Raw genomic sequence first — 26,362 nt, forward strand, 5'->3', positions numbered from 1 at the left:
GAAAAGGTCTTCCTTTTTGCTATTTATCTATTTACACAAAATATTTTACGCTCTCGTTTCTACAGTCTGAGATGAAAAGTAACCTTCAAATGTATTGCTTCTTATCAGGAAAAAATATATTTTGTGTAAAGGAAAATATCCTAAACTTATAGAAGATATTGGTATAGTCTATGCTTCTTATTAGCTGATTAGGGTCAGTAATTGTGATGACTGTTTATACTTTTCCTGAAAAAGAGAGTGCGCTAGAAAGTGAACCTATGTTCAGCCCGAAAATTTTCTGAACAATGTAAAGAGCAGATAAGATACATAAATATCATTAGGGAATGGAGTTGGTATTATCATGAAATACCGGAAATTAGGAAGAACGGGACTTGATGTATCCGTACTTAGTTTCGGTGCTTCTTCGCTTGGCTCTATTTTCCGTCAGACAGATGACAATGAGAGTATGCACACTGTTCATGCAGCTATTGATGCGGGTATTAATTATATTGATGTATCCCCCTATTACGGACATACCAAAGCAGAAAGTGTGCTCGGCAAGGCATTGCAGCAAATTCCTCGGGATACATTTTTGCTCTCCTCTAAGGCCGGACGTTACGGTGAGAACAGTTTTGATTTTACATCAGCGAGGATCCTAAGAAGCGTAGAGGAAAGTCTGGCGCGTCTACATACCGATTATTTAGATATACTTTTCTTGCATGATATTGAGTTTGTTCCTGCTCAAATCATTCTCGAAGAGGCGGTTCCTGCTCTTTATAAGTTAAAGAATCAAGGGAAAATCCGTTACTGCGGGATCAGTGGGTTGCCGTTGAAGCTCTTTAACACAATTCTTCCGCAAATTGAAGTTGATACAATCCTGTCATATTGTCATTATTCATTAAATGACACCTCATTGTTGGATTTACTCCCCCTCTTAACTCACAGAAATATAGGACTTGTCAATGCCTCCCCGTTATCCATGGGTTTGCTAAGCAACCGCGAGACTCCGGATTGGCATCCGGCCAGCAAGGAACTTAAAGCAACATGTTGTAAAGCGGCAGAATACTGTGCATCTCACGGCGTTGATATCGCCAAATTGGCCATACAGTTCTCAACAGAAAATGAAGACATTCCTACAACGCTCGTAAGTACTGCGAATCCAGATAATATTGTGAGAAATGCAGTATGGACTGAGGAGCCCCTCGACCGGTCCCTCTTAAAGGAAGTTCTTGAGATACTGAAACCGGTTCACAATCTATCTTGGAAGAGTGGACTAGACGAATACAATGAAACAGCTCTAGATTAAAGGAGGAACCGTGTAATGAAGGGGATTGTATGTGAAGAGATCGGAACATTAACATTCAGGGATGATCTAGAAGAACCTGTATTGAAACCAGGACATGCAATTGTACATGTTCGGCGAATTGGTATCTGCGGTACCGATTATCATGCATATTTAGGTAACCAGCCTTTCTTTCATTATCCGAGGATACTTGGTCATGAACTAGCTGGAGTAATTGAAGAGATTGGAGATAATGATTTTGGGCTTCGGCCCGGCGACCAGGTAAGTATTGTGCCCTATATGCACTGTGGCTGCTGTATTGCTTGTCGAAACGGCAAAACCAATTGCTGCCAGAACATGAGAGTACTTGGTGTTCATATTGACGGGGGAATGAGAGAGCGGATCTGCATTCCGGTCGAACATTTAATCAATACAAACAGTATGACCTTGGATCAGTCCGTTATCCTCGAACCTTTGGCCATTGGAGCTCATGCGGTACGAAGATGCGGGGCGACTGCGGGCAGTACAGTGCTGGTCATTGGTGCAGGTCCAATAGGTCTTGGGGTCATGGCCATGGCAAAATTCGCGGGTGCCCGTGTATTTGCAATGGATGTGAATGAAGAGCGTCTGGCTTTTTGCAAGTCCTGGGTTAAGGTTGAAGATACGCTGAATGCTATGCAGAATCCTAAGGAGAAACTTGCTGAAATGACAAATGGTGATCTTGCTCCTGTCATAATCGATGCTACGGGCAATGCAAAATCTATGATGAATACATTTGAGATGGTATCGCATGGCGGATCAATAACCTATGTGGGTTTGGTGAATGGTAACATTTCCTTTCATGATCCGGACTTTCACAGTCGTGAAATTACTTTGATGGGAAGTAGAAATGCTACCATGGAGGATTTCGATCTTGTAATTCAGGCGGTATCAACCGGATATATTAATCCCGGCGGTTATCTGACACATCGCTCCAGCTTCGAGAATATGATTGGAGAATTTAATAGTTGGCTTAAACCTGCATCGGGCGTCATTAAGGCAGTGGTTGAGTTATAAGCAACGGGGAAGTTGTTCTTACAAGATTGAGTTTTGTGGACGATCTTGTAAGTAATGGTATAGGCAAAAGCAGAAGGCAGTCCCATCTGAACTTCAACCCCTTGCGCGGTTAAATACTTGATACAGACCCGATGAAACGAGAAGAAGTCGTTAAGACGATCTTGGATTACATCAAAGGAGGGCACCTGACATGACATCTACCGAAAGGCATATTTATATGGTTAGACATGCAGAATCTATGTATATTCATGGAGAGGAACGTTCACGAGGCCTTACGGAGCAAGGTTTAGAGTACGCGAAGTGTGTTGCAAATGTGTTCGCCGATATTAAGGTAGATGCTGTGGTCTCAAGTCCTTATAGAAGAGCCATTCAGACGGTTCAATATGTAGCAGAGCAAAAAAGGCTTCCGATCGTAGAATACGAAAATTTGCGTGAACGTTTGATAACAGGACCCCTTTATGAGGAAGAATGGGAAGTTGTTCTCCAGGCCATCAAAAAGTCATTTGAGGACAAGGATTACTCGCTGCACGGAGGAGAGTCGACAAAGCAGGCGCAAGAGCGGTCTATTCCTGTTCTTGAACTTCTGCTGGAACAATATGCGGGAAAGCAAGTTGTCATTGGCACGCACGGGAATATTATGACCATAATAATGAACTATTATGATTCAAATTATGGGTTTTCTTTTTGGAAACAAACCACGATGCCGGATATCTACCATTTAATTTTTCGTGATATGAAGCTGACCAAAGTAGAGCGCATATGGAATACCCCTATACAACAAGAATCAAGGAGAACGATTTTATGAAGAACGATACCATTAAAGCATATTGTCTTTCTAAAAAGGGGGCAAAAGAAGATTACCCTTTTGGTCCTGCGCCCCTTGTTGTCAAAATCGGAGGCAAGATGTTTGCCTTAATAACGTTCAACGAGAAACAGGAAGCTACTGATATTTCTCTCAAATGTAATCCCGTGATTGCTGAAAATTTACGAGAACAACACGAAGAAGTAGTTCCCGGCTATCATCTCAACAAGAAGCACTGGAATTCAATATCTCTTCAAGGAAGTTTATCGCTTGAAGATGTAACATCAATGATTGATCATTCCTATGAGCTGGTACTGAACAGCCTGACGAAAAAACAACAAGAGCTAATCCTTACTTTGTAAATGGTAATTCTTTTTGCAGAAACTTTGGAGAAAAGGATATCCTCCTGATTCGCTTAAATCTTTCACGTACATCAGTTTCACGTAGACACCTAATTCGCATAGATCATTCATGTAGACCTAATTCAAGAAGGCTTGCTCCAAAACCAAGGGGTAAGCCTTTTTTTTGCTTTTTCAGCCAGAAATCAAGAGGAAATATTAATGTAATAAAATTTTTATGTACTGAACTAGATAATGCTCTGAGCACTGGTGGTAATCCTTAAGACGTCAAATATTAGGAACAGAGTCAGTGAAAAGAATAGGCAAATAATAAAATGCAATCCTATGGAAGATAAAGAACAGATCGACTAGAAAAAGGGTAATGATTATAAAAGTAAATAGTGGAAGAGAGCCGTGAGGTAGATCTCATGTTCGATTGATATTTTTGGTTGATATCCTTATTTTTTAAATAATTGTGACAGAATAAATGAGCTATGATAGATTTTGATTTTTTTTGATAGAAAGTGATTGTTTTTTGATGATTTTATGATACTATAAGAACTGTCAGGAGGAATGGGAATGCTTACTGAAGAACGATACCGTTTGATTTTAGAACGCTTACAATCACGCGGCGTTGTCAAACTGCAAGAGCTTGTAGAGTTGCTAGGTGCTTCTGAATCAACAGTTAGAAGAGATCTTATTGATCTGGAGGCAAATCGTCTGCTTAAGCGAGTCCATGGTGGTGCTTCACTAATTACACAAAAAAGTACCGAACCAGGTATGGATGAAAAAACATTCAAAAACATTCGTGAAAAAAATAAAATTGCCAGGCTCGCAGCAATGCAATTGCAAAATGGCGATTGTATCTATCTAGATGCAGGTACAACTACACTTTCCATGATTCCTTATATAGAAGCACAGAATATTACAGTAGTAACGAATGGATTGTCTCATGTGGATGCGTTAGTCTCCAAAAATATCCGCAGTTACTTGCTTGGCGGCTTGATGAAAACGCATACGAAAGCAGTCATAGGGAGTATCGCACTTCAAAATATGAATCAATTCCGTTTTGATAAATCGTTTATTGGTACGAATGGAATTGATGTAAAGATGGGGTATACTACTCCTGACCCGGAGGAAGCCTTAATAAAACGGAATGCGCATTTGTTGTCTGGTGAAACTTTTGTGCTAGCTGATTCCAGTAAATTTGGTGAAATTGCGTTTGCTAAGTTGTTTGACTTGAATGAAGCAACGCTAATTACCGATATGGTGCCTGAACCATATAAAGTTCCCATTAGTCAGAAATATAAAGTAATCGAGGGATGAACAATGATCTACACAGTGACACTGAATCCTTCCATTGATTATATCGTGGAAGTTGAACAATTACAGCTCGGTCATTTAAACCGAATGAAACGGGATTTGAAGTTACCTGGAGGAAAAGGGATTAACGTTTCTAGAGTTCTTACCCAGCTTGGTGCGGAAAATACAGCGATGGGATTCCTTGGCGGTTTCACAGGTGAATTCATTCGTGATTTCTTATCTAAGAGCACGGTTGCTTCCGACTTTGTATCGATTTCTGATGATACAAGAATTAATGTGAAGCTGAAGCATGGCGATGAAACGGAAATTAATGGACTAGGACCTGCAATTACGAATGAAGAAGCGCAAGCTCTTGTAGCAAAGCTCTCTCATTTGAGAAAAGGCGATATTCTCGTTCTTTCGGGCAGTGTACCTCCTTCACTTGGCAGTGACTTTTATGATCGATTAATTCAGGTTTGTAAAGAAGCAGGGGCTGACTTTGTTATCGATACAACGGGAGAAGCCTTGTTACAAGCACTGAAAGATAAACCTCTGCTTGTAAAGCCGAATCATCATGAACTGGCAGAACTATTCGGCGTTACCATTGATACGAAAGAGGATTTGGTGAAATATGGCCGGAAACTACTGGAAAATGGTGCTAAGCATGTGCTGATCTCTATGGCGGGTGAAGGTGCATTGTTAATTACGGATAATGAGGTGTATCACGCTAATGTTCCTGCTGGTAAAGTGAAAAATTCAGTAGGTGCTGGAGATTCCATGATTGCTGGCTTTATTGGAACGTTTGCTCTGACAGGCGATGTACTGAAAGCGTTCCGTACGGGTGTTGCTTCAGGTAGTGCGACTGCGTTCTCCGACGATCTTGCAGTGAAAGAACAGATTGAAGCACTGATCCCTGAGGTCCAAATTAATGAGTGGAAATAACATACAACATGGGTAAGGAAATTCGATTTTTCATACTTGTCTAAGTAAAGGAGTGCATACTGTGAGAATTACAGATCTAATGATCAAAGACGTAATGATAATGGATTTAAAGGCAACAACAAAGGCCGAAGCCATTGATGAACTGATTGCGAGCCTTAACAAAAGCGGAAGAATTAACGACCCGGACTTGTTCAAGGAAGCGATCTATAAGAGAGAAGAGCAATCAAGTACGGGGATTGGTGGAGGTATTGCGATGCCGCATGCCAAAACGAAAGCCGTAAATGAACCAACGGTTGTTTTTGCAAAAAGCAAAGCAGGGATTGACTATGATTCTTTAGACGGAGCACCAGCTCATGTATTCTTTATGATTGCTGCCCCGGAAGGAGCAGGGAATACGCATCTTCGTACGCTTGCTGCTTTGTCTAAGCTGTTAATTGACGCTGACTTCATTGAGCAATTGATGAATACGAAAACACCAGATGAAGTAACTGCGTTATTCGATGATAAACAACAAAGTGAAGAAGAAGAGCAAGCGAAAAAAGAAGCAGAAAAGAAAGCTGCATCTGAAGCAGCTCCTGCAGAAACAAAAGAAAAAGCAGATACAAAATCAAAAACAGAAGCAGAAACCAAAGCAGATTCTTCCGAAGATTTTGTTGTAGCCGTTACGGCTTGCCCGACGGGTATTGCTCATACTTTTATGGCAGAGGATGCATTGCTTAAAAAAGCAAAAGAGATGGGAGTAAGTATCCGGGTAGAGACAAACGGAGCAGAAGGTGCAAAGAACGTTCTGACTGAAGATGAAATTCGCCGGGCAAAAGGAGTCATTATTGCAGCTGGTAAAAAGGTGGATCTGGACCGTTTCCATGGAAAACCTGTACTTCAGCGCCCTGTAGCGGACGGAATTCGCAAGCCAGAGGAACTAATTACTAAGGCTTTAAAAGGTGATGCACCTATACTTCAGGCGGATGCAGGGTCATCCACTTCCTCTGCGGACGAAGAAAAGACAAGCATAGGAAGTACGCTCTATAAAAACCTCATGAACGGGATTTCGCATATGCTTCCATTCGTGGTAGGTGGAGGTATCCTGCTTGCTATCTCATTCCTCATTGAACAAGCAGCTGGTTCGGAAAGTCCGCTCTTCCAGTTACTACAGACCATTGGAGGCGGAGATGGAGCATTCCACTTCCTGATTCCGGTCCTTGCTGGTTTTATTGCGATGAGTATTGGAGATCGTTCAGCTCTTATGCCTGGTATGGTCGGCGGTTTAATGGCAGTAAATGCAAACGCTGGGTTCCTTGGCGGTCTTGCAGCCGGTTTTCTAGCGGGTTATGTAATTCTTGGTCTGCGTAGAGTGTTTAAATATTTACCATCAGCAATTGATGGACTGAAATCCATTATGCTATATCCTGTTTTTGGTCTTCTGATTACCGGTGCATTAATGTACTACATTCTTTCACCGATTTTCAGTTGGATTAACGTAGGTTTGGTAGACATACTGAATAACCTCGGTACAGGGAACATGGTGCTTCTTGGTGTCATTCTTGGAGGAATGATGTCCGTTGATATGGGTGGTCCGTTTAATAAAGCAGCATATACATTCTCCATTGGTGTCTTTACTTCCAGCGGGAACGAGAATGGGCTGATGATGGCAGCAGTAATGGCTGGCGGTATGGTTCCGCCGCTTGCAATTGCCCTAGCTACAACGTTCTTCAAGAACAAGTTTACGGAACAAGAACGTAAATCAGGGGTAACCAACTACGTGCTGGGACTTTCCTTCATTACCGAAGGTGCGATTCCATTTGCAGCAGCTGATCCGCTTCGTGTTCTGACTTCCTGTATTATTGGTTCCGGTATTGCAGGCGGACTAACACAATTGTGGGGAATTAACCTTCCCGCACCGCATGGCGGTATTTTTGTAGCTGCACTTGCTAACCATGCACTGCTGTTCTTACTTGCTGTAGCGATTGGTGCCGTTGTGTCTGGTTTGATTCTTGGACTTTGGAAAAAGCCAATTGAAGTAAAAGCATAAGATATGAATGATGAAACCTGGAAGGGAATAACCTTCCGGGTTTTATTATTTATAAGGCTAATCCAAAAGTACGACTTCATCCCCTTCGGTAACAATACCCGTCTGCAGTACAGAAGCATAAATACCAAACTGGTTATTCCGCTCTGTAACTACCTTCTTCAGCAGAGAGGGGTCACGCTCGGAACTTTCTGGATCAACATTAATAATGGAGCAACGCTTACAAGGACGTTTAATAAGTAAGATAACGCTCTCTCCAATCTGCATCCTTTTGCCAAACCATTCATCCTCAATAAAAGGAACCTGATGGGCAAGCGACAATACGAAGTTGGGCCGAAATCTACGTGAATCCACTTCATTATTTGCCCATAGTTTCTCAAGTTCTGAAATGGAAGCATCTGTGACAAGTTGAATCGGTTCTTCTTCGATCGCTCCTAAGGGCACATGAGCAGGCTCGAACTGGATTGGCACGATTTCTTTTTTATACAGTTCTTCTAATGTTCGATTCAGTTCCTCATCACCAAAATAATATTTCTGTCCCTGAGGGGTAATGACTTCTACACGAGGGAAATGTTCTTGATCTTCTTGATCAGTAAAATGTGCCTGAAAACTAGCCATTTGCGGCAACTGAGTAATCGTTACATATTGATTTTGATTTGATTTGTGTACAAAAGCATGACTGCGATCCCCATAGAGTCCATATTCCATCACTTGAGTACGGGGTACCCGTTCTCCTTGGAACGATTTTATAGGATGACGTACAATTTCTTTGATCCGGCCGACATACATAGCGCTTCACTCCTTCGATTTCATGAAAAGGTAGAGCAGGTGGTAGATAACACTTATAGATATATAATAACTTGATAATGGCACTTTTTGGGGTAACATTAGAAAAAACAGGGAAAGAGGATGCGAATGGGACAAATTGTCTTAAAACCATATAATGATTCATGTCATGAACAAGTTGTACAGTTGTATCTAGCGGTAACAGCAAAGTTTAAACATGCCATTTTTTGGTGGCCAGGTCCGGAAGAGAATCACAATAACGTGTATTTGGCCTTTCACGGAGAGATTCTTGTTGGCAAAGGACAAGTAGAAATTATAACCATTCAATCTCAGGATGGGGCCGGTGAATACGAAGGAACGAAAGACGGTATAGTGGCGAACTACCACCAAATCTATATGAATATAAAGGTCAGGCCTGAGGTATCTAATCAGGAGGAAGTGTTTCATTTACTTTACGGTGCATTATATGAACGTGCGCTTGTCCTCGCTCAAGATCTTCCTAAGACGCATTCTGTACAGATGTGTGTAGGAAATCACCAGGAAGAACAAGAAAATTCAGCGTTTTTTGAGAAACGTGAATTTACGCCGATGTATCGACAGTATGAAATGGAAAAAGAGCTGAATAGTGTACAGGAAGCTCCCAATTTACACATCCCTGAACTTCGGTTTATCCAAACTGCACTTGAATCTTCTGATGAAGAACAACGTTATCTGCGTACAGAAAGTACGATATGGCCGGAAAATCCAATTGGGCTACATCGTCTGCGCCGGTTAAAAGGAAGCACTGATTTCACTAGCTTTGCTGCAATAGATCTGGATAGCCAGCTCGTAGCGAGCGTAATGGTGTGTCAAGAAGATGAAAAGACAGGTTCCATTGAAGAAGTCTTTGTCGTACCGGCTTGGCGAAAAAAAGGAATTGCAACACATCTTATCCGCTATGGATTGCAATACTTACAGAAAAAAGGGTATGCTGCAGCAAGACTAAGTGTACTGACAAAGAACGAAAAAGCATTGGAGCTTTACCAATCTCTCGGATTTATGATTTCAGGTGAAGAGCATCGTTATGGAAAAGAGCTGATCAAGGCCGAATCCCTCTCACGCGGATAAGAAAATTCTTTCGTTCATAACTATCAAATTATATAATAGTAAAAACTGGAAGAACCCGAATTTCCCTCCTAGGAAAAAACGGGCTTCTTTATTTTATGGAGGAGGAAGCATGTATGATGTATACAAGCATGTAAACAAAACGCCTAGCATGTATTATCCTGAGGGGGGAAATATCATAGTTATTTCCTGTTTTCTATCCTCAAACATGAGTGTCTGGTTCTTATAAATCGATAAATGAGTGCGAGTTTTTACTCTTTTCATCAGGAGTTTCCCAAGGTTCCTGACAAGAAAACATAAACTTTGTCAAAGAAAATAATATCCTGCGATTACCCGAGAAATAACAGGGGTTACTAGCAAGAGATCGGGAGGGTAAGTACATGATGAGGGACATCGAGATTGGTGATCTACGATTATCAGAGCTTCGAGAACATCCTGAAGATTACCAAAATATTTGCCGTAAACTGTACGGGGATAATGTAAGAGCGAGTAAGGGGCTTCTGCAGAAGCCAGGGCAAAACATCCACTTGTATTTGAAAAATGCCAGTTCAGAAGTCGTGGGAGGTATTTTTTGTGAGTCATGGTTATACGGGCTGTACATTGATGTGCTGTGGATATCAGAAGATTACCGAAGAACGGGGTACGGCAGGGAGATGCTGCTTGAGGCAGAGCGAAGAGGGAAGGAGATGGGCTGCTTATTCGCACATACTTCTACGTTTTCTTATCAAGCTCCCTCCTTTTATGAGAAGAATGGATATGAAATCTACGGCGTAAATGATGAATACCCAGAGGGGATCAAACAGTATTTTTTGAAAAAAAGGCTGTAATGAATATGTAGATCTCCTCTACTGATGTTCGGTTTGGCTTTATTGATGCTCTTCGTCTATATGATGTTTCGAACCGGAATTAGGCGGGTGATTAGGAAGGGGAAACCGAGTGAGTGAACAAATACATGTGGTAAGAAGAAAAAGAGATATAGCAGTAATCATATTTACGATCCCGTTACTTTCCTCTTATATTTATTTTCTGGTCAGAAATAGTACGCTTGAGATTCCGCTATTTCTTTATGTCCTATCCGTATGTTGTTATATGTATGTTATCGGATTTTTCTCATATAAACTATTTCTAATCCTAAAGTATAGCTTTAGATACTATCCACTTCGCTTCGTTGAACTTGAATTATTACCCGGGTCATTTCGTCTAGGCTCTTGCAGTGTGAAGACTTCGGAGATTGAAGCCATTCGGATCGATGGGTACTGGAATTCCACTATAGGGGTTAAGCTGAAGGGGAGAAAACAAATTCCTCTTCATTTAAGGATGAAATATCAGAATACGTTGCAGGAAGATGAAATTATGAAGGAGCTGCGAACCTGGTCCGAAATCCACCAGATTCCTATCCAGTACAAACGCATATTTTACTAAGTTTGCAGAGAGGAAGGATACAAAAATGGAGCAGAAGCAATATGTAATTACGAAAAAAGATCGCAAATCACAGCTGGCAGCTACGATATTATTATTTTTAATGCTGTTAAGTATTAGCGTTCTTCAGTGGAAGAGTGATCATGTGTTGCTGCACGTTCTTTTATTCGCATTGATTATGGTATATATCGTGCTTATAGGGTATGAGCTTTATTATTACTTTACCTATACTCGTACTCGAAGAGAACAGTTACTGATCATCAAGGAAGATCGGCTTATATTGCAAGAAGTGGTGGTATTCCCTCCTCAGATCGATCTGATTGTCTCAGAAGGATATATCAATTCATCGATAGAAATTAAACTAAAGAAGCGCAAATGGATTCCTCAGCGTCTACAATTTATCTTTGCAGATCCTAATAAGGAACAAGAAGCGTTTGATCAGTTGCAGGAATGGGCAGATACATATCAGATTAAAATCCGGGAGGGAAAGATCAGATCGATAATATAGCATAAAAGAAAGTGGGATGATTTATGAATGAGCCTCAGATTGAAGTGATTTCGAGGAGAAGATACAGGAATCTGTTCGCCATGGGGATGTACCCCTTATTAATGGGGGGATACAAAGCCATTGCTCATATGGATCGAGATTACATAAACGTTTTCATAGTTATGACCACTGTACTATTTCTTTTTGAACTAGGACTGCTGCTATATCAATGGTCTGTCAAACCTAAAACCATCCAACTTCATGAAGGACGTCTTATCGTAGGTAACCGTATATTTCATACTGATGAGCTGAAGTCCATTATTATAGAAGAATATTATGGGCCGCATATTGGAATCAAACCTAAAAATAAAAGACTCGTACCCTTATGGCTTGCATTTCGGGTGCTGGATAAGCAAAAAGCAGATCATGCCTTCGATGAAATACATGAATGGGGAGAGCGAAACGAAGTTCCCGTACTCACCCAGCGAATGTGGACACTATAATTAGATTCGATAAAAACCTCCCGAACCTGCTTTCATAGCAACTTTAGGAGGTTTTTTTGATGGGATTAATAGTTAACAACATGAAATATAAACAGGATTAAATTCACCTTTTAAATTGGCGAGCATCACTCTTCTGATCTTGGAACCAAATCGTTATCCATAAAGAGATGATCAATAGGAGCTCAAAAATATTGGTGGCTGCAGAACTTTCGAAAGGAAGGGGAATCAGTTGTCCTATAAAAAGTAACGCAGTCCCCACAAACATCCAAATCCATTTTTGCCGGAAGATTAAGATGATGCCGATGATCAGCAGTATTATACCCACCACAATAACCATGATAGGTGGTCCAGAGGTGCCTTCTGCAGCGTAGCGTAGAACACCGTATTCCTTAGCGAGTTGCAGATTTTTTACTTCATGTAAGGTCTGTGCAAAGGTCTGATACAGTATCAATGCTAATGTTAAAATCCAGGCGGAGATCCGTATGTATGTTTTTGAAGCAATAGCTGCTCCTGATCTTTGAAGTATGTAATAACCTACAAGGACAAGACCTGGTGTGACAAAAGCATGAATCCAAAAACGAAGACTGCTTAATACCATAAGAGTCTTACCTTCGCCAATGGCATTGCCAGCTGCAATGATTCCGTTATCGTAAGCAAGGCCGAGTGCCAAGATCACGAGTAAAATAGGGTAATGAAACCACTGCCTTGTCTGTGACAAATGGGTGAACATGAAAAATAACAAGATGATGTAAGCAATTGTAATGATTGAGTAAATCCAGAAATCCATGCAATCCCACCTTCTATTCGAGTTTTTAATCTTCTTTTTACCATAAGCCTATTCACCAATATGTATAATAATGAAACGAGTGTAACTTCTGAATCGGTCAAAATAAAACATATAAGATCATGCTGAATATAGCACAGAGTAGTATACATAATCCAATAAATCTTTAACCAAATATTTATGCATAATTTTACCTCCTGCTGCAAATAGTAAAGGAAAATTCAGGGGGGTTACAAAGGATGTGTAGACGTTATTCGCTTGCAGCAGATTTGGATGAAGTTCGTGATCATTTTGGTGTGCAGCGGGTTATGTATTACTACAAGAATCGTTACAATATTAGCCCGACACAACATGCTCCGCTCATACTTTATGAAGATGGGGAACGTATCATGGACGAATATCGTTGGGGATTTATTCCTTTTTGGGGCAAGGATGCTGTTAACGCAGACTTGATGTCTGTTCATAATAATGTGACTTATCGGAGAATGGTGGAAACGAAACGGTGTATTATTCCTTGTAATGGTTTCTTTTACTGGCGTCAGGATGGCAAACGAAAATACGCCGTTCGCGTAGTTATGCCGGATCGGTCTATGTTTGGAGTTGCGGGTCTCTATGAGATCTGGAAAGATACCAATAAGGTTCCACTTCGAACCTGCACCATGCTGATGTCGAGTGCTAATCTAACAATTCGAGAATTTGATACCCGAATGCCGGCGATTTTAACCAAAGAAGCGTTGGATGCCTGGCTTGATCCAGGAATTACGGAAGTACATCAATTACTCCCTTATCTTACATCTTATCGGGATACGCCGATGGAAGTCTATCCTGTATCATCGCTAGTGGGCAATGACAACCATGATTCACTGGATTGTGTAAAAGAAGTAGATATGCGAATGGCTATGATCAAACCATAACACGGTTATATCGTTACTACACATGACCATACCAGGACGGCTGCTACGCCGTTTTTGGTATGGTCATGTGTATTTTTACATTCTTATTATTGATGATGGCTTGCATAGAAACTTTAAAGTAACTATACTTGTTTCAGTAAGCAAGGAAAAGTTTACTAATTTTATAGCTGTAAATGTGGGAGTGATAGAGATGAATTCAAAATATAATCTTCTTTTTGATCAAGTTACTTTACCGAATGGAATGATCTTAAAAAATAAAATCATGATGGCACCGATGACGAATTGGTCTTCTAATGAGGACGGGACTGTATCGGATGCAGAACTGGAATATTATGCTCGCCGCTCTAATGGAGCGAGTGTTGTTGTTACGGCAGTTGCGTATGTAACTGATAACGGTGTAGGTTTTCCAGGTCAGTTTTCGGTATCGGATGATTCTTTTGTGCCAGGTCTTAAGAAACTGGCGGATACCATTAAAAAACAAGGCGCAAAAGCGGTGTTACAGATTTTCCATGCGGGCAGATTGTCTCCCCCTGATTTGGTAGGCGGAGATGTTGTAAGCGCGAGTGCAATTGCAAGTGAAAGACCAGGATCGCCTGAACCGCGTGAACTGCAGGATGCTGAGATCGTTTCCATTATTGAGGATTTTGGAGAAGCGACTCGCCGTGCAATCGAAGCAGGTTTTGACGGGGTTGAGATTCATGGAGCTAACGGTTACTTAATCCAGCAGTTTTTCTCCCCTCATTCCAACCGTAGAGAAGACCGCTGGGGTGGAGATGTAGAGAAACGACTTACATTCCCGCTTGCTGTGATCGATTCGATTCAATCCGCAGTTAAGAAATATGCAAAAGGACCGTTCATTGTTGGATATCGTTTTTCACCAGAAGAACCGGAGACACCGGGACTGACAATGGAAGATACCTTTGTATTAACGGATGCGCTGCTTGAGAAAAACCTAGATTATCTTCATGTTTCGCTTACCGATTTCTGGTCCAAACCAAGACGCGGAGCTGATGATTCCAAAACTCGACTGGAATGGATTGCAGAGCGTACCGGAGATAGAGTTCCGCTGGTCGGAGTTGGTAACATTCATACAGCGGATGAAGCACTGAGTGCACTGAATACCAATGTATCCATGATAGCACTTGGCAGAGAATTGATTATTGAACCCGACTGGGTTGAAAAGATTGAATCCGGCAATGAAGAACATATTGCTGTGCATTTAACAAAAGAAGATCAGGAACGTCTTGTTATTCCAGATCCGCTGTGGAATATGATTCTCGGAGTTCCGGGCTGGTTCCCGGTACTTGATTCAGAAGAATCAAAATAATATGATGAGTGTAAGGTCGGAAGCTTCCCGAAGCTTTCCGGCTTTATTGCTTTTTCTTAAGTGCTTTATAATATAGTAAAAAACAAAAGAGAGGATGTTTGCAGCTTGAAGCACCCATTTGTACTCGAAGCTGTATGGAACGGTGGACGTAACAGTACCGGCACGATTGAAGCAGGACAGCTTCAAACCAAGATCTCGATTCCTAAAGAGATGGGAGGACCGGGGATTGGTACGAATCCGGATGAGATGCTGCTTGGAGCAGCTGCGACCTGCTATCTGATCACTCTTGCAGCAATGATGGAGCGTTCTGAACTTCCTGTAGAACAGCTTACCTTAACTTCAGAAGCAACCGTCGATGTAACAAACAATATATTTACGTATGAAGCAATTACTCATCGGCCGGTAGTTACTTTAAAGCATGGCTCAACAGATTCGAATGTGGAAAAAGCACTTCTTCTGTCGCATAAAGCAGAAATTTCTTGTATGATTTCAAGAGCTGTTGCAGGAAACGTTCAAATAAAAACAGAGCCAAGTGTGCTCGTAGCCAGTATGTAAGGGAGGAAATACAAGATGACAACTTCAAAATTATTAGTGTTTACAGGTTCTTATGCAGAAAAAGAAAATCCAGGAATTCATGTATATGAACTCGATGAGAATACATACGAGCTCTCTCTGCGCAGTAAGCAGGAAGGTGTGAAGAATCCAACCTTTCTCCAAGTCGATTCGGATTCAAAACAACTTATTTCCATTGGTGAAATGGTGACAACCGACGGCTTGAAATCAGGAGAAGCGTTAGCTTATCAGATTTTACCGGAGACGGGTGAACTGGAACTTATCAATCGGGGTCAGTCTGCTTATGCACCTACATGCCATGTTCAAAAAGATCCTCAAGGTGAGTATCTTGTGATCTCAAGCTACCATGGAGGCACAGTAAGTCTAGTATCTCTAAAAGAAGATGGAAGCATTGGTAAAATGCTCGATTCCAAGCAGCATAAAGGTCATGGGACACATCCAGAACGTCAGGATCGTCCTCATGTTCATTCTGCTTTCTTCTCGCCAGATGGAAAGTTTATCATGGTTCAGGATTTAGGCCTGGATACGATTTTTGTATATCAGATCGACCGGGAAGAGAATAAACTTGTGCTGCATCGTGAAGTGCATACGCATGACGCTGCAGGTCCGCGCCATCTCGTATTCCATCCCAATGGCAAGTATGCCTATGTAATTAACGAAGTAGATTCTACGATAACTTCTTATGCATATGACGTTGAAGAAGGCAATTTAACAGCAATCCAAACGTTACCTACGTTGCCAAGTGATTTCACAGGGGAAAATACGTGTGCAGAAATTACAATTTCCAAGGATGGGCGCTTCGTATATGGGTCTAACCGGGGGCATGACAGTATTGTTGTGTATGCCGCTTCGGCAGACGGAACACTTGAACATGTACAGCATATCTCTACGGAAGGTGCTCATCCAAGACACTTTTCACTTACACCAAAGGGTAACCTGATGCTTGTCACAAATCGAGATACGAATAATATTGTTGTATTCGAAGTGAACAAAGAGACAGGCCGATTGACTTATACAGGCAAACAAGTAGAGTCACCTAAGCCAGTCTGTGTATGGTCCGTATATATGTAGTGTAGACACAGGAAATGTGGCTGCAAAAATAAAACAGCACCCCATGCTTCACGATTTTATCGTGAGGACATAGGGTGCTGTTTTGCTTATTGTTTAAGAGGAAGCTGGGATACATAACTATGTGACAGATCGAGGAGAGAAAGAGCTTGATAGAATTCGTTCTCTGTCGTTACATGACCCGTTTCCATTATATTCTTCAGTACATGATGTTCTCCATCATCAAATCCGCTGCCGGAGATGAAGACTTCATTGCTATTTATAAACGAGCCGGTAGGCAGATAATAGCGTTCAGGCAGTAAATTATAATCTTTTTGATTCAGTAAATCTTGCCCGAAATGAATATGATCCTCGAGTGAAATACCAAGCAGACCTGCTACCGTAGGCAAGATATCCACCTGTCCGCCAATTTGTTTTTGCTCTCCCACAGGTGTGACACCGGAAGAAGCAATGACGAGAGGAATATTGATCATATCCGTGTAATCATAAGGAAGCCCGAGTATTTCATTTAGCAATAACAAGTCTTCATTATCTAGTGATGTAGTCGGCAGTCCAACATGATCTCCATACAGGACAACAACACTGTTATCCCATATCCCGCGATTTTTCAAATCTGCAATGAATGTCCCAAGTTCAGCATCTGCATAATGCTGTGCACGAATATAGTTCCCAACAAAAGTATCATCATAACGCTCAGGAAGAGGTAATGTCATTTTCTCTTCGGGAAGCGTAAACGGATGGTGAGCAGACATGGAAATGACCTGGGCATAAAATGGATTTGCTTCTTGATCCATCTCCTCTAGTTTTTTCGCTGTTTTTTGATAGAGTACATGGTCAGAAGCTCCAAAGAATACCGTATCTTCTTCGCCAAAGAATGACTTGTCATAATAGTGATCGAACCCGAGTGATGAATAGAGTTCCCCGCGATTCCAGAATTCAACGACATTGGTGTGGAACGTAGCTGTATCGTAACCTTTATCTTTCAGAAGTCTTGGCAGGCTCGGCAACACTTTGTCTACGTAAGTCTGGACAGCCGCTCCCTCAGGTGGGACATAATAGGAAGTGTTTACTACAAATTCAGCATCCGATGTATTCCCTTGGCCGACCTGATGATAAAAATGAGAGAAATAAGTATGATCTTGAACCAGCTTATTTAAGTTCGGTGTAATCTCTTGACCATCGATTTTTAGATGAACCAAAAAATTTTGAAGGGATTCCATCTGAATGATAATGAGATTTTTACCTTCTAAAGCTCCGTGCAGTTGTAAATTGTCAGCTTTATTTTCTGATAATCCTTTTAATTCATTAATCCGTTCTTGTGTGATCTCTTCTGATGGAATAAGTTCCGCTTTCTTTTGGTTAAGCAAAGTGTACGCTTCGTAATTGAAAATCCCCATTTGTTCTGCTTTGACTACTTCATTAAAACTGCCGCGGTTTGTATAAATATTCAGTGATGTAATAAGGAGCGAGATCGAAAAAAGACAGGCAATGATTTTTTTATTTGCGGGTCTTCGTATCGCTTGTTTCCAGTTTTCCGCCGATTTATTCCTGAATAGTAAATAGCCAAATACGAGAACATCCGTGAAGATCAGCAAATATTGCGGGTCAATTAGTGAGAATACACTGTTGCTGACTGCGGTTACCTGATTCACTTGTTCTAATGCTTTGTAGGTGACAATAACTCCATAGTATTTGTAGTAAATAATAACGGCAAAGAAAATAGCGGTTAGAAGCAAATTCAAAATAGTATATATCATTAATTTTCGTTTGGTGGCAAACCATTCAATAAGACAGAATATGAGCAGGATGAAAGGTAATTCTTTGAGCATAATGGCCCAAGAAGGTCCATCATCAAAAACGCCAAACCAAGCTATATAACTCTTAAACAGCATAATTAGAGAGAAGAACAATAACGAGCGTGTGCAGATCATGGTGAGGACATTTGAAGCGTTGACAAAAAATGTAGACTTTTGCTCAGGAGAACCTGGATCGTAGCTTAATAATGCTTCGTCCTGAGTTTTTACTTTCTCGAGTGGTGGTTTCATCAATTGTACTTAAGCCGGAATTTCATCTGCCGGACAAAAGTTTTCCCTCCCTGCTAGATTCTATCGTTTTCCAGATATTTATCATATCTTCTAGCATTATAGTATAGGTCTTACTGGCTAATCAATTGTGCTTAAACCTTACAGTTCAAAAGTTGCATTGTTTATATAAAAAATCAACATACTGCCCATTAGTATACTCTAGGTAACTACCCTACTTTAAAGTGCGTACTTCCTATTTGGATCTCTAGTATTTAGTATAGAGGGGAACTGACAAACGGAAGCCAGCTTGTCATGAAAACGAACTATAGAGGAGCGAATGATATATGAAATTACAATTAGCACTTGACCTTGTAAATATCCCAGAAGCAATTGAATTGGTAAAAGAGGTTGAATCTTATATTGATATTGTAGAAATAGGAACGCCGATCGTCATTAACGAAGGACTTCATGCAGTGAAAGAAATGAAAGCAGCATTCCCTAATCTTACGGTACTCGCAGATCTTAAAATTATGGATGCGGGTGGTTACGAAATTATGAAAGCATCCGAAGCGGGCGCAGATATTATAACTGTACTTGGGGCTACGGATGATATGACAATCAAAGGTTCCGTAGAAGAAGCAAAAAAACAAGGCAAAGAAATCCTCGTTGATATGATTAATGTGAAAAACATTGAACAGCGTGCGAAAGAGATCGATGCTCTTGGTGTAGATTATATTTGTGTCCATACTGGATATGATCTTCAAGCCGTAGGCCAAAACTCATTTGAAGATTTGCAAACGATTAAGAGAGCTGTAACCAATGCAAAAACAGCAATAGCGGGTGGAATTAAGCTGGAAACTTTGCCAGAAGTAATCAAAGCTGGACCTGATCTCATTATTGTGGGCGGGGGAATCACTACCCAAGATGATAAAAAAGCAGTAGCAGCTGAGATGCAAGAAATGATTAAACAAGGGTAACCAAAAGCGATGGTCAAAAATGATGTAGTATCTATTCTTAGGGAACTTGAGACGGCAGCAGCTCTTCTTAGTGAAACCGAGCTAACGGAAGCGATGAATCTAATCGCAGGAGCAGGTCAGGTGTTCGTAGCGGGTGCAGGTCGATCTGGTCTGATGGGAAAATCCTTTGCCATGAGATTGGCTCATTTAGGTAAGCCTACATTTGTAATCGGAGAAACAACGACCCCTCCCATATGCAAAGGAGACGTTCTGATTCTTTGCAGCGGGTCAGGCGAAACGAAAAGTTTATTATCCATGGCCCAAAAGGCAAAAGGAATGGATGCTTCGGTCGTGGTTCTTACAATTCACCAGCATTCTTCGATTGGGCAGCTTGCGGATGCAATCATTCAAATTCATGCGGTAGCGAAGGAAGATGAAGGTAATCGGCAATCGATTCAGCCGATGGGTTCATTATTTGAACAAAGCCTAATCATTACGCTCGATGGAATCATTCTATCCTTAATGAGAAAGATGGACCAGGATACAGCAATGATGTTTGAAAGACATGCCAATCTTGAATAGTTTCTATTCCCCCTTTTGCTGCGATATAGGAAATTATAGTAGACTTAGGTGGAGGGGGCTTGGTATCAAGTGGCAACAGAAATAAAAGATCGCATTAATCTGAAAGAAATTAATTGTGAGAAAGAACTGACGCTTGCTGTCATAGGCGGAAAGTGGAAGCTAATTATATTGTGGCACTTGGGACTTGAAGGGACCAAACGTTTTAGTGAACTAAAAAAGATGATCCCTCATATTACACAGAAGATGTTGACCCATCAGCTGCGCGAACTAGAACAAGATCTTCTTGTTCATCGCAAAGTGTATGCAGAAGTTCCTCCACGCGTGGAATATTCTTTGACAGATCATGGACAAAGCCTGATGCCTGTTTTACAGGCGATGTATAATTGGGGCAAACAATATGGTGAGAACGTGATATGGAAAGACGAAAGTGAAAAGATGCCAGATACGGATCATAAGCTGGTAACCGAATAATTTGTTGATCGCTGATAATAGAATACGGAGTCTCACCCTAAGGACTCGCTTCTGGAAACAGAAGCGGGTTCTTTTTTGTTTTTTTTAAAAGGGACTCAAGATATTTTATGATACAATTACATAAATTAGGAAGAGTATAACAGGAACAGAGGGGAGAAGGAACAATATGTCCAAAATTTTATCTAGGTCTGAAGTTCGAACAGAAACCACTTGGAATCTGGATGATATATTCGCTACGAAAGAAGCTTGGGAGGAAGAGCGCAAAGCCATCGAGATGGATATTTCTACCGTTACACAATATGAAGGAAAGCTGGGAGAGGGTGCAGAAGTACTGCTTGCTTGTCTGGAGGCTCAGGAGAAGCTTCAGGGAAGACTGCAGCGAATGAGTGCTTACTCCTATCTGCATCAATCGGGCGATAGTATGAACCCTCAGAATCAAATGGATGCCGCTAAGGCGAGAGATGTATCTTCTGCGGTAAGCTCTGCACTCTCGTTTGTACGTTCAGAGATTTTATCCCTTCCGGATGGGAAAGTGGAAGCCTACATAGAAGAAGAGCTCGGACTTCAAGTGTTTGAAAGAAGTTTGAAGTTGCTGCTTGAGACCAAGCGTCACCGGCTTAGTGCAGAAACCGAAAAAGTACTTGCCTCTTTTGGTGAAGTGTTAAGTGCACCTTACCGTATTTATGAACGAAGCAAGCTTGCTGATATGACCTTTCCTTCCACTAAAGACGGACGCGGTGAAGAAGTCCCCGTATCCTTTGCACTCTATGAGAATAAATATGTAGAGTCTGCTGATCCTGTACTGCGCCGAAATTCGTTTAACGTGTTTAGTGAAACGTTGTATAAATATCGAAATACGTTTGCAGAAGCGTATGGAACAGAAGTAAAACGCCAAGTCATTGAATCTCGTCTTCGGGGATATGATTCGGTAACAGACATGTTACTTAAGCCTCAGCAGGTAACTACAGCGATGTACAATAATATTCTTGATATTATTCAGACAGACCTTGCACCACATATGCGGAGATATGCAGCGCTGAAGAAGCGCGTACTCGGTTTATCTGAGATGACGTTTGCTGATTTAAAAGCTCCGCTCGATCCTGATTTTAGCCCCGGTATTTCATTTGAAGAAGCAGGTGAACTGATCAAAGAAGCACTGCAAATTCTCGGACCGGAATATGGAAAAATTGTCGATGACGCTTTCAGTGATCGCTGGATTGATTATGCAGATAATGCTGGAAAACGAACAGGTGCTTTCTGCATGTCTATTCCAGATGTCCATTCTTACATTCTCATTAGCTGGTCAGATAACATGAGAGGTGCCTTTACCCTCGCTCATGAAGTGGGTCATGCAGGACATTTAATGCTTGCTGGGAGAAATCAACGTCTTACCAATGCCAGACCCTCACTTTATTTTATTGAGGCTCCTTCTACATTGAACGAGCTGTTGCTGGCAGATCATTTAATTAAGGGTTCTAATAATCCGCGAATGCGACGCTGGGTAATTTCTCAGCTGTTAGGAACGTATTTCCACAACTTCGTTACTCACCTGTTAGAAGGAGAACTGCAGCGTCAGGTGTACGAACTCGCCATGAATAATGAGCCAATTACTGCTGTGAAGCTGTGTGAGCTAAAAGGCAATATCCTATCTTCATTCTGGGGAGAGGATGTTGTCATTGATGATCATGCTGCCCTTACATGGATGCGTCAGCCGCATTATTACATGAGTCTCTATCCTTATACTTATGCAGCAGGTCTCACGGCTTCGACTGCTGTTGCTGAGCAAATTCGAAGTGAAGGACAGCCTGCGGTTGATCGCTGGTTAGAAGTACTAAAAGCCGGTGGAAGCAAAAGTCCCTTGGAACTCATGAAGCTGGCTGGTGTGGATATGTCGAAGCCGGAACCAATCCGCAGTGCGGTACGTTATGTGGGTGAACTGATTGATGAACTGGAGAGTTTATACTAATTCGTACAAAGGTTTTTATGTCCACCAAGGGAGAGAAACGTCATGAGCGTTCCATTTTATTTGTTTGGAAATGGATTTAACGATGGAGATATTTTTTTTGATGAAGAACCTGGTTTCTTCTCAGGATTAGGCAGTTTTTTTGTTGGTACACCTCCTTTATTCACCTTTTTCTTCTCAGCAATTTTATTAATGATTCTCAGTGTTGTTCTTTATTCTATTATAAATGGAGTTACCACCTATACTCGTAATAATGCGGCTGAACGTTTGACCGAAGGCGCACGTGTGTTAACCAAAAGAACCGAAGTGAGCGGAGGTTCTGGTAACAGCAGGGCATATACTAACTATTATCTAACCTTTGAATTTGAAGATGGTCGTCGAACAGAATTTGAGGTGCGGGCAGAAGAATATGGTCTGCTGGTTGAAGGTGACGAGGGCAGACTTACTCATCAAGGAACTCGGTATTTAGGATTTGAACGAATGGCAAGTTCGCTTAGGCTCTAAAAAACACATCATTATTCAATTATTACTGAGTATTGTTGCTGATTCATTAGAGAACTGTCTGATTATCTCGGTAGTGGGGTGATTAGGCAGTTTTTTATCATGAAATATCGTTTTATATGATAATCTTACAAAATGGGTATGGATTAAGGCCATTCACTTATTTTATAATAGAGAAGTTATCTACAAGCGAAGGGAATAATGAACATGACGATAAGAAAAGCATTAACGGTAGCAGGCTCGGATACAAGCGGAGGCGCTGGAATTCAGGCTGATTTGAAGACATTCCAAGAATATGATGTATACGGAATGACGGCTTTAACCACGATTGTATGCATGGAACCAAAAACATGGGATCATCAAGTATTTCCTGTGGATCTTGGGATTGTGGAGACGCAGCTTAAAACGGTAATGGAAGGTATTGGTTTTGATGCTATGAAGACAGGGATGCTGGGTTCTGTTGATATTATTGAACTCGTGTCTCGTTATATTGACCAGTACAAGCTAGATCGAATTGTTATTGACCCTGTTATGGTCTGCAAAGGTACAGATGAAGTACTGCAGCCAGAAAATACAGAAGCAATGATCGAATTCCTTCTTCCGCGTGCGGATCTTGTAACTCCAAACATTTTTGAAGCTTCACAACTTGCTAAAACAGGTCCGATTACTACACTGGAAAAAATGCAGGAAGCAGCAACGATCATTCATGATCTCGGAGCAAAACATGTTCTGATTAAAGATAGAGGGAAAATCCGTCCAGGTAAAGCAGTGGATCTGCTATATGATGGACAAACTTATGAATGGTTTGAGGCGGATGCGATTGAAACCCAGTATACGCACGGTGCGGGCTGCACATCTTCGGCTGCAATTACAGCAGGGCTTGCAAAAGGACGTTCCGTTCGTGAATCCGTATCTGGAGCGAAAACGTTTGTAACACAGGCGATCTCAAATGGATTCCCGCTTAACCAGTTTGTTGGCCCGACAAGACATTCTGCTCACCGGATCCCGTCTGCGAAATAATGCTCAGGCACGTTATCTCAGTAACACTAAAAAAGAAACACGAAAAAGAGCTGTCCCATGATGTAGCGTGTGATTCAGGCTACATCATGGACAACTCTTTTTTCATGAATATATAGAAGTGGACTCAGCATCTCCTGTGCTCTCTGTTATCCATTCGAACATTCGAGTAATCGCCGCACGGTGCGTTTCCTGCGGGAAATGATGACCAAGACCTTCATAACGATGGAAGTTCACATCTGCTTTTGCTTTGCTTAACGAGTTGTACATTTTCTCACCTTGACTGTAGGATACCTGGACATCCTTCGTACCATGGACGATAAGCACAGGACAACTGAGCTCTCCAGCAATCGTGACGGGTGAGCGATCTTTATATGCTTCCGGTACTTTTGTTGGAGTACCCCCGATGACGCGTTTAAACGTACGGCGCAGATCAATTCTTTCCTCATAGGTCTGAGCCATATCGGATACACCGCTCCAAAGCACCAGTTTATGAATATTCGGAAGAGTATGCGCTGTATAGGCTGCATTAATTGAACCTCTCGAAAAACCCATAATACTGATTCGATCGGAATCAACAAAAGGCAGTTCTGATAGAAGTTTTACGGCAGCATACACGTCTTCTTTATCATCTCCGCCAAATAGATCCCGCCCTTCACCGCCTTCCGTCCCACGATAGGAGGGAGCAAACACGATATGATCATGCATCGCAAATTCCTCGACCCATGGAGTACGGACCTTACCAAAATTACCAATTCCACCGCGGCAATAAATAAACACAGGCCACTTTTTAGAGGTGAAATCTTGATCTGTAGTATGGAGAGGAGTATTTAGTTGTACAGCGGGATATGTATCACTGCTGAATTTGCCAAGCAGCAACTGGCTAACTTCGTCTTCTGGAAGCTGGTACCCGTAGGGCAGACTAAGATAACCTTTTACATGAAGTCCTTCAGATGGATAGGTCACATGATAAATCATAGTACATGCTCATCACCTTTGGTCATAGTTGTTATTTTACGTTTGTACTATTATACCCCACAGTCAATGTACATCAAACGCAAGGTCACTTTTATCATCTTCTTATACGGTTACGTATTTTTAATAAAATCTAGTAATGTGGCCTGAAAGCGATTCTTCTCTTCGTATAAAATCCCATGGCCGCTTTCCTCAAAACGGTATAACAAAGAACCGGGGATAGCCTGCTGAGTAGCAACTGCACCTTGAAACTGGGCGATCTGATCATGAGCTCCGTGGAAAATACCAGTCGGTATTTGAATCTGGGTCAGATCGGAGGAAACATCTTCGTTTCTGAGTGCAATTCCGCTTTGTAAAATGGCGTGGGATGCACCTTCGAGGCACATTTGCTGAAACCAACTTTTGTATTCCGGGCTGATATATTGATAATAGAAAGTACCACCAAAATCTGAGATCGCTTGAGGCATATCAATCTGCATTTGCTGAAGTAAATGATCGATTTGAACTAAAGGCAGACCAAAAGTAGATTGATTTTCTTTATTTACGAGAAAAGGGGTGGTTGCTCCGACAAGGACGAGTTTTTCCACTCTAGCTCCCGTATCATATTTCGTAATGAGACGACTACAGATGGCTCCACCCATGGAGAATCCGACAAGCACTACATTTTCGAGATTAAGTACATCCATTACGAAAGAGATATCTTCAGCAAATCGATCATAATAATATCCATGCCATGGTTTATCAGACTTCCCAAACCCTCGAAGATCAAGAGTAATACAGCGATATCCCAAGTAGGGCAGCATTTGCATCTGGTAATCAAAAATCCGGTGACTTACAGGCCAGCCCGCGACAAAAAAGAGGGTTTGTCCATTCCCTCCGTCCACAGGACGAAGATCTTCTACGTACAGCTGAACTCCATTTTCAACTTCAATCATCATATGCCGCTCCTCCTTTGTTGCTGTATTGCAACATATCGTTCCCATTCTACATTTCTATTGTCATTATCATATGCAGCTCGCACAGATGGAATGTCCTATCTGCAAAAGAAGATGTTTCAAAGAGAGAAAGAGATAGTTATGCGAGATTTAAATTGACAACGTTTTATTTGTTTGAAACAAAGATATATAACTGTTTTTCTATTGTTTTTTCTGCAAAAAACAGAAAAATACATACTCAAACCC

General features: G+C 41.4%; 27 protein-coding genes. 22 read left to right on the forward strand and 5 right to left on the reverse strand.

The annotated features are described in order from the left end of the window. Window positions 1–340 precede the first annotated feature (340 nt). From GQY27_RS15920 to GQY27_RS15950, 7 genes are all read left to right on the forward strand, one after another. A complete protein-coding gene (locus GQY27_RS15920) occupies window positions 341–1,285 on the forward strand; it encodes an aldo/keto reductase (RefSeq protein WP_160036190.1) in 945 nt (314 codons plus the stop codon). Window positions 1,286–1,300: 15 nt separating this feature from the next. After that, a complete protein-coding gene (locus GQY27_RS15925) occupies window positions 1,301–2,317 on the forward strand; it encodes a zinc-binding alcohol dehydrogenase family protein (RefSeq protein ID WP_160036192.1) in 1,017 nt (338 codons plus the stop codon). 190 nt (window positions 2,318–2,507) lie between these two features. Next, on the forward strand, window positions 2,508–3,122 hold the full coding sequence (locus GQY27_RS15930) for a histidine phosphatase family protein (RefSeq protein ID WP_236570628.1): 615 nt from the start codon (window positions 2,508–2,510) through the stop codon (window positions 3,120–3,122). After that, entirely contained in the window at window positions 3,119–3,481 is a 363-nt protein-coding gene (locus GQY27_RS15935) for an MmcQ/YjbR family DNA-binding protein (RefSeq protein WP_160036194.1), read from the forward strand. Before GQY27_RS15930 ends, GQY27_RS15935 begins: the two co-directional genes overlap by 4 nt. A 555-nt stretch (window positions 3,482–4,036) precedes the next feature. Continuing rightward, complete coding sequence (locus GQY27_RS15940; RefSeq protein ID WP_160036196.1) at window positions 4,037–4,783, forward strand: DeoR/GlpR family DNA-binding transcription regulator; 747 nt, start codon at window positions 4,037–4,039, stop codon at window positions 4,781–4,783. A gap of 3 nt (window positions 4,784–4,786) precedes the next feature. Then, the gene (pfkB, locus tag GQY27_RS15945; RefSeq protein ID WP_160036198.1) at window positions 4,787–5,701 is read left to right on the forward strand and encodes a 1-phosphofructokinase; all 915 of its coding nucleotides are present in this window, start codon (window positions 4,787–4,789) and stop codon (window positions 5,699–5,701) included. Between the two features lie 61 nt (window positions 5,702–5,762). Then, a complete protein-coding gene (locus GQY27_RS15950; protein ID WP_160036200.1) occupies window positions 5,763–7,730 on the forward strand; it encodes a PTS fructose transporter subunit IIABC in 1,968 nt (655 codons plus the stop codon). Between the two features lie 57 nt (window positions 7,731–7,787). Here the strand turns inward: GQY27_RS15950 and GQY27_RS15955 are convergent, their stop codons facing one another. Next, window positions 7,788–8,516: an MOSC domain-containing protein gene (locus tag GQY27_RS15955; protein WP_160036202.1), complete on the reverse strand. Its 729-nt coding sequence runs from the start codon at window positions 8,514–8,516 to the stop codon at window positions 7,788–7,790. A 126-nt stretch (window positions 8,517–8,642) separates the two neighbouring features. Here GQY27_RS15955 and GQY27_RS15960 point away from each other — a divergent pair, with 126 nt between their 5' ends. From GQY27_RS15960 to GQY27_RS15980, 5 genes are all read left to right on the forward strand, one after another. Further along, a complete protein-coding gene (locus GQY27_RS15960; RefSeq protein WP_160036204.1) occupies window positions 8,643–9,620 on the forward strand; it encodes a GNAT family N-acetyltransferase in 978 nt (325 codons plus the stop codon). A gap of 377 nt (window positions 9,621–9,997) precedes the next feature. Then, a complete protein-coding gene (locus tag GQY27_RS15965) occupies window positions 9,998–10,444 on the forward strand; it encodes a GNAT family N-acetyltransferase (RefSeq protein ID WP_236570629.1) in 447 nt (148 codons plus the stop codon). Between the two features lie 109 nt (window positions 10,445–10,553). Next, window positions 10,554–11,039 (forward strand): hypothetical protein, encoded by a 486-nt coding sequence (locus GQY27_RS15970; RefSeq protein ID WP_160036206.1) that lies wholly within the window; start codon window positions 10,554–10,556, stop codon window positions 11,037–11,039. Between the two features lie 25 nt (window positions 11,040–11,064). Further along, window positions 11,065–11,544 (forward strand): hypothetical protein, encoded by a 480-nt coding sequence (locus GQY27_RS15975; RefSeq protein WP_160036208.1) that lies wholly within the window; start codon window positions 11,065–11,067, stop codon window positions 11,542–11,544. 23 nt (window positions 11,545–11,567) lie between these two features. Next, window positions 11,568–12,026, forward strand: coding sequence for a hypothetical protein (locus GQY27_RS15980; RefSeq protein ID WP_160036210.1), 459 nt, complete (start codon window positions 11,568–11,570; stop codon window positions 12,024–12,026). A 103-nt stretch (window positions 12,027–12,129) separates the two neighbouring features. On the opposite strand, the gene GQY27_RS15985 is transcribed toward GQY27_RS15980, so the two are convergent. After that, on the reverse strand, window positions 12,130–12,813 hold the full coding sequence (locus GQY27_RS15985) for a hypothetical protein (RefSeq protein ID WP_160036212.1): 684 nt from the start codon (window positions 12,811–12,813) through the stop codon (window positions 12,130–12,132). A 236-nt stretch (window positions 12,814–13,049) separates the two neighbouring features. Between GQY27_RS15985 and GQY27_RS15990 the strand changes: the two genes are divergently transcribed. From GQY27_RS15990 to GQY27_RS16005, 4 genes are all read left to right on the forward strand, one after another. Next, a complete protein-coding gene (locus GQY27_RS15990; protein WP_160036214.1) occupies window positions 13,050–13,724 on the forward strand; it encodes an SOS response-associated peptidase in 675 nt (224 codons plus the stop codon). 190 nt (window positions 13,725–13,914) lie between these two features. Then, complete coding sequence (locus GQY27_RS15995; RefSeq protein ID WP_160036216.1) at window positions 13,915–15,051, forward strand: NADH-dependent flavin oxidoreductase; 1,137 nt, start codon at window positions 13,915–13,917, stop codon at window positions 15,049–15,051. A gap of 105 nt (window positions 15,052–15,156) precedes the next feature. Further along, window positions 15,157–15,606 (forward strand): OsmC family protein, encoded by a 450-nt coding sequence (locus tag GQY27_RS16000; RefSeq protein WP_160036218.1) that lies wholly within the window; start codon window positions 15,157–15,159, stop codon window positions 15,604–15,606. Window positions 15,607–15,621: 15 nt separating this feature from the next. Further along, window positions 15,622–16,695 (forward strand): lactonase family protein, encoded by a 1,074-nt coding sequence (locus tag GQY27_RS16005; protein ID WP_160036220.1) that lies wholly within the window; start codon window positions 15,622–15,624, stop codon window positions 16,693–16,695. A gap of 86 nt (window positions 16,696–16,781) precedes the next feature. On the opposite strand, the gene GQY27_RS16010 is transcribed toward GQY27_RS16005, so the two are convergent. Further along, window positions 16,782–18,623, reverse strand: a complete 1,842-nt coding sequence (locus GQY27_RS16010) for an LTA synthase family protein (RefSeq protein ID WP_160036310.1) — start codon at window positions 18,621–18,623, stop codon at window positions 16,782–16,784. 437 nt (window positions 18,624–19,060) lie between these two features. On the opposite strand from GQY27_RS16010, the gene hxlA reads away from it, so the two are divergent. The 6 genes from hxlA to pdxK all read left to right on the forward strand — a co-directional run bounded on the left by hxlA (window position 19,061) and on the right by pdxK (window position 24,209). Beyond that, a complete protein-coding gene (gene hxlA / locus GQY27_RS16015; RefSeq protein WP_160036222.1) occupies window positions 19,061–19,693 on the forward strand; it encodes a 3-hexulose-6-phosphate synthase in 633 nt (210 codons plus the stop codon). Between the two features lie 9 nt (window positions 19,694–19,702). Continuing rightward, entirely contained in the window at window positions 19,703–20,254 is a 552-nt protein-coding gene (hxlB, locus tag GQY27_RS16020; RefSeq protein WP_160036224.1) for a 6-phospho-3-hexuloisomerase, read from the forward strand. A gap of 69 nt (window positions 20,255–20,323) precedes the next feature. Further along, complete coding sequence (locus tag GQY27_RS16025) at window positions 20,324–20,725, forward strand: winged helix-turn-helix transcriptional regulator (protein ID WP_160036226.1); 402 nt, start codon at window positions 20,324–20,326, stop codon at window positions 20,723–20,725. A 166-nt stretch (window positions 20,726–20,891) separates the two neighbouring features. Beyond that, the gene (pepF, locus tag GQY27_RS16030) at window positions 20,892–22,691 is read left to right on the forward strand and encodes an oligoendopeptidase F (protein ID WP_160036228.1); all 1,800 of its coding nucleotides are present in this window, start codon (window positions 20,892–20,894) and stop codon (window positions 22,689–22,691) included. A 42-nt stretch (window positions 22,692–22,733) separates the two neighbouring features. Further along, window positions 22,734–23,192, forward strand: a complete 459-nt coding sequence (locus GQY27_RS16035) for a DUF2500 domain-containing protein (protein WP_160036230.1) — start codon at window positions 22,734–22,736, stop codon at window positions 23,190–23,192. A 204-nt stretch (window positions 23,193–23,396) separates the two neighbouring features. Continuing rightward, window positions 23,397–24,209 (forward strand): pyridoxine/pyridoxal/pyridoxamine kinase, encoded by an 813-nt coding sequence (gene pdxK, locus GQY27_RS16040; RefSeq protein WP_160036232.1) that lies wholly within the window; start codon window positions 23,397–23,399, stop codon window positions 24,207–24,209. A 102-nt stretch (window positions 24,210–24,311) separates the two neighbouring features. Here the strand turns inward: pdxK and GQY27_RS16045 are convergent, their stop codons facing one another. Both GQY27_RS16045 and GQY27_RS16050 read right to left on the reverse strand, forming a co-directional pair. Beyond that, window positions 24,312–25,184, reverse strand: a complete 873-nt coding sequence (locus GQY27_RS16045) for an alpha/beta hydrolase family protein (RefSeq protein WP_160036234.1) — start codon at window positions 25,182–25,184, stop codon at window positions 24,312–24,314. 110 nt (window positions 25,185–25,294) lie between these two features. Then, window positions 25,295–26,119 carry an alpha/beta fold hydrolase gene (locus GQY27_RS16050; protein ID WP_160036236.1) on the reverse strand — a complete coding sequence of 275 codons (825 nt, stop codon included), beginning with the start codon at window positions 26,117–26,119 and terminating at the stop codon, window positions 25,295–25,297. Between the last annotated feature and the right edge of the window lie 243 nt (window positions 26,120–26,362).

The organism is Paenibacillus sp. An7 (assembly GCF_009870785.1).
Taxonomy (GTDB): Bacteria; Bacillota; Bacilli; order Paenibacillales; family Paenibacillaceae; genus Paenibacillus.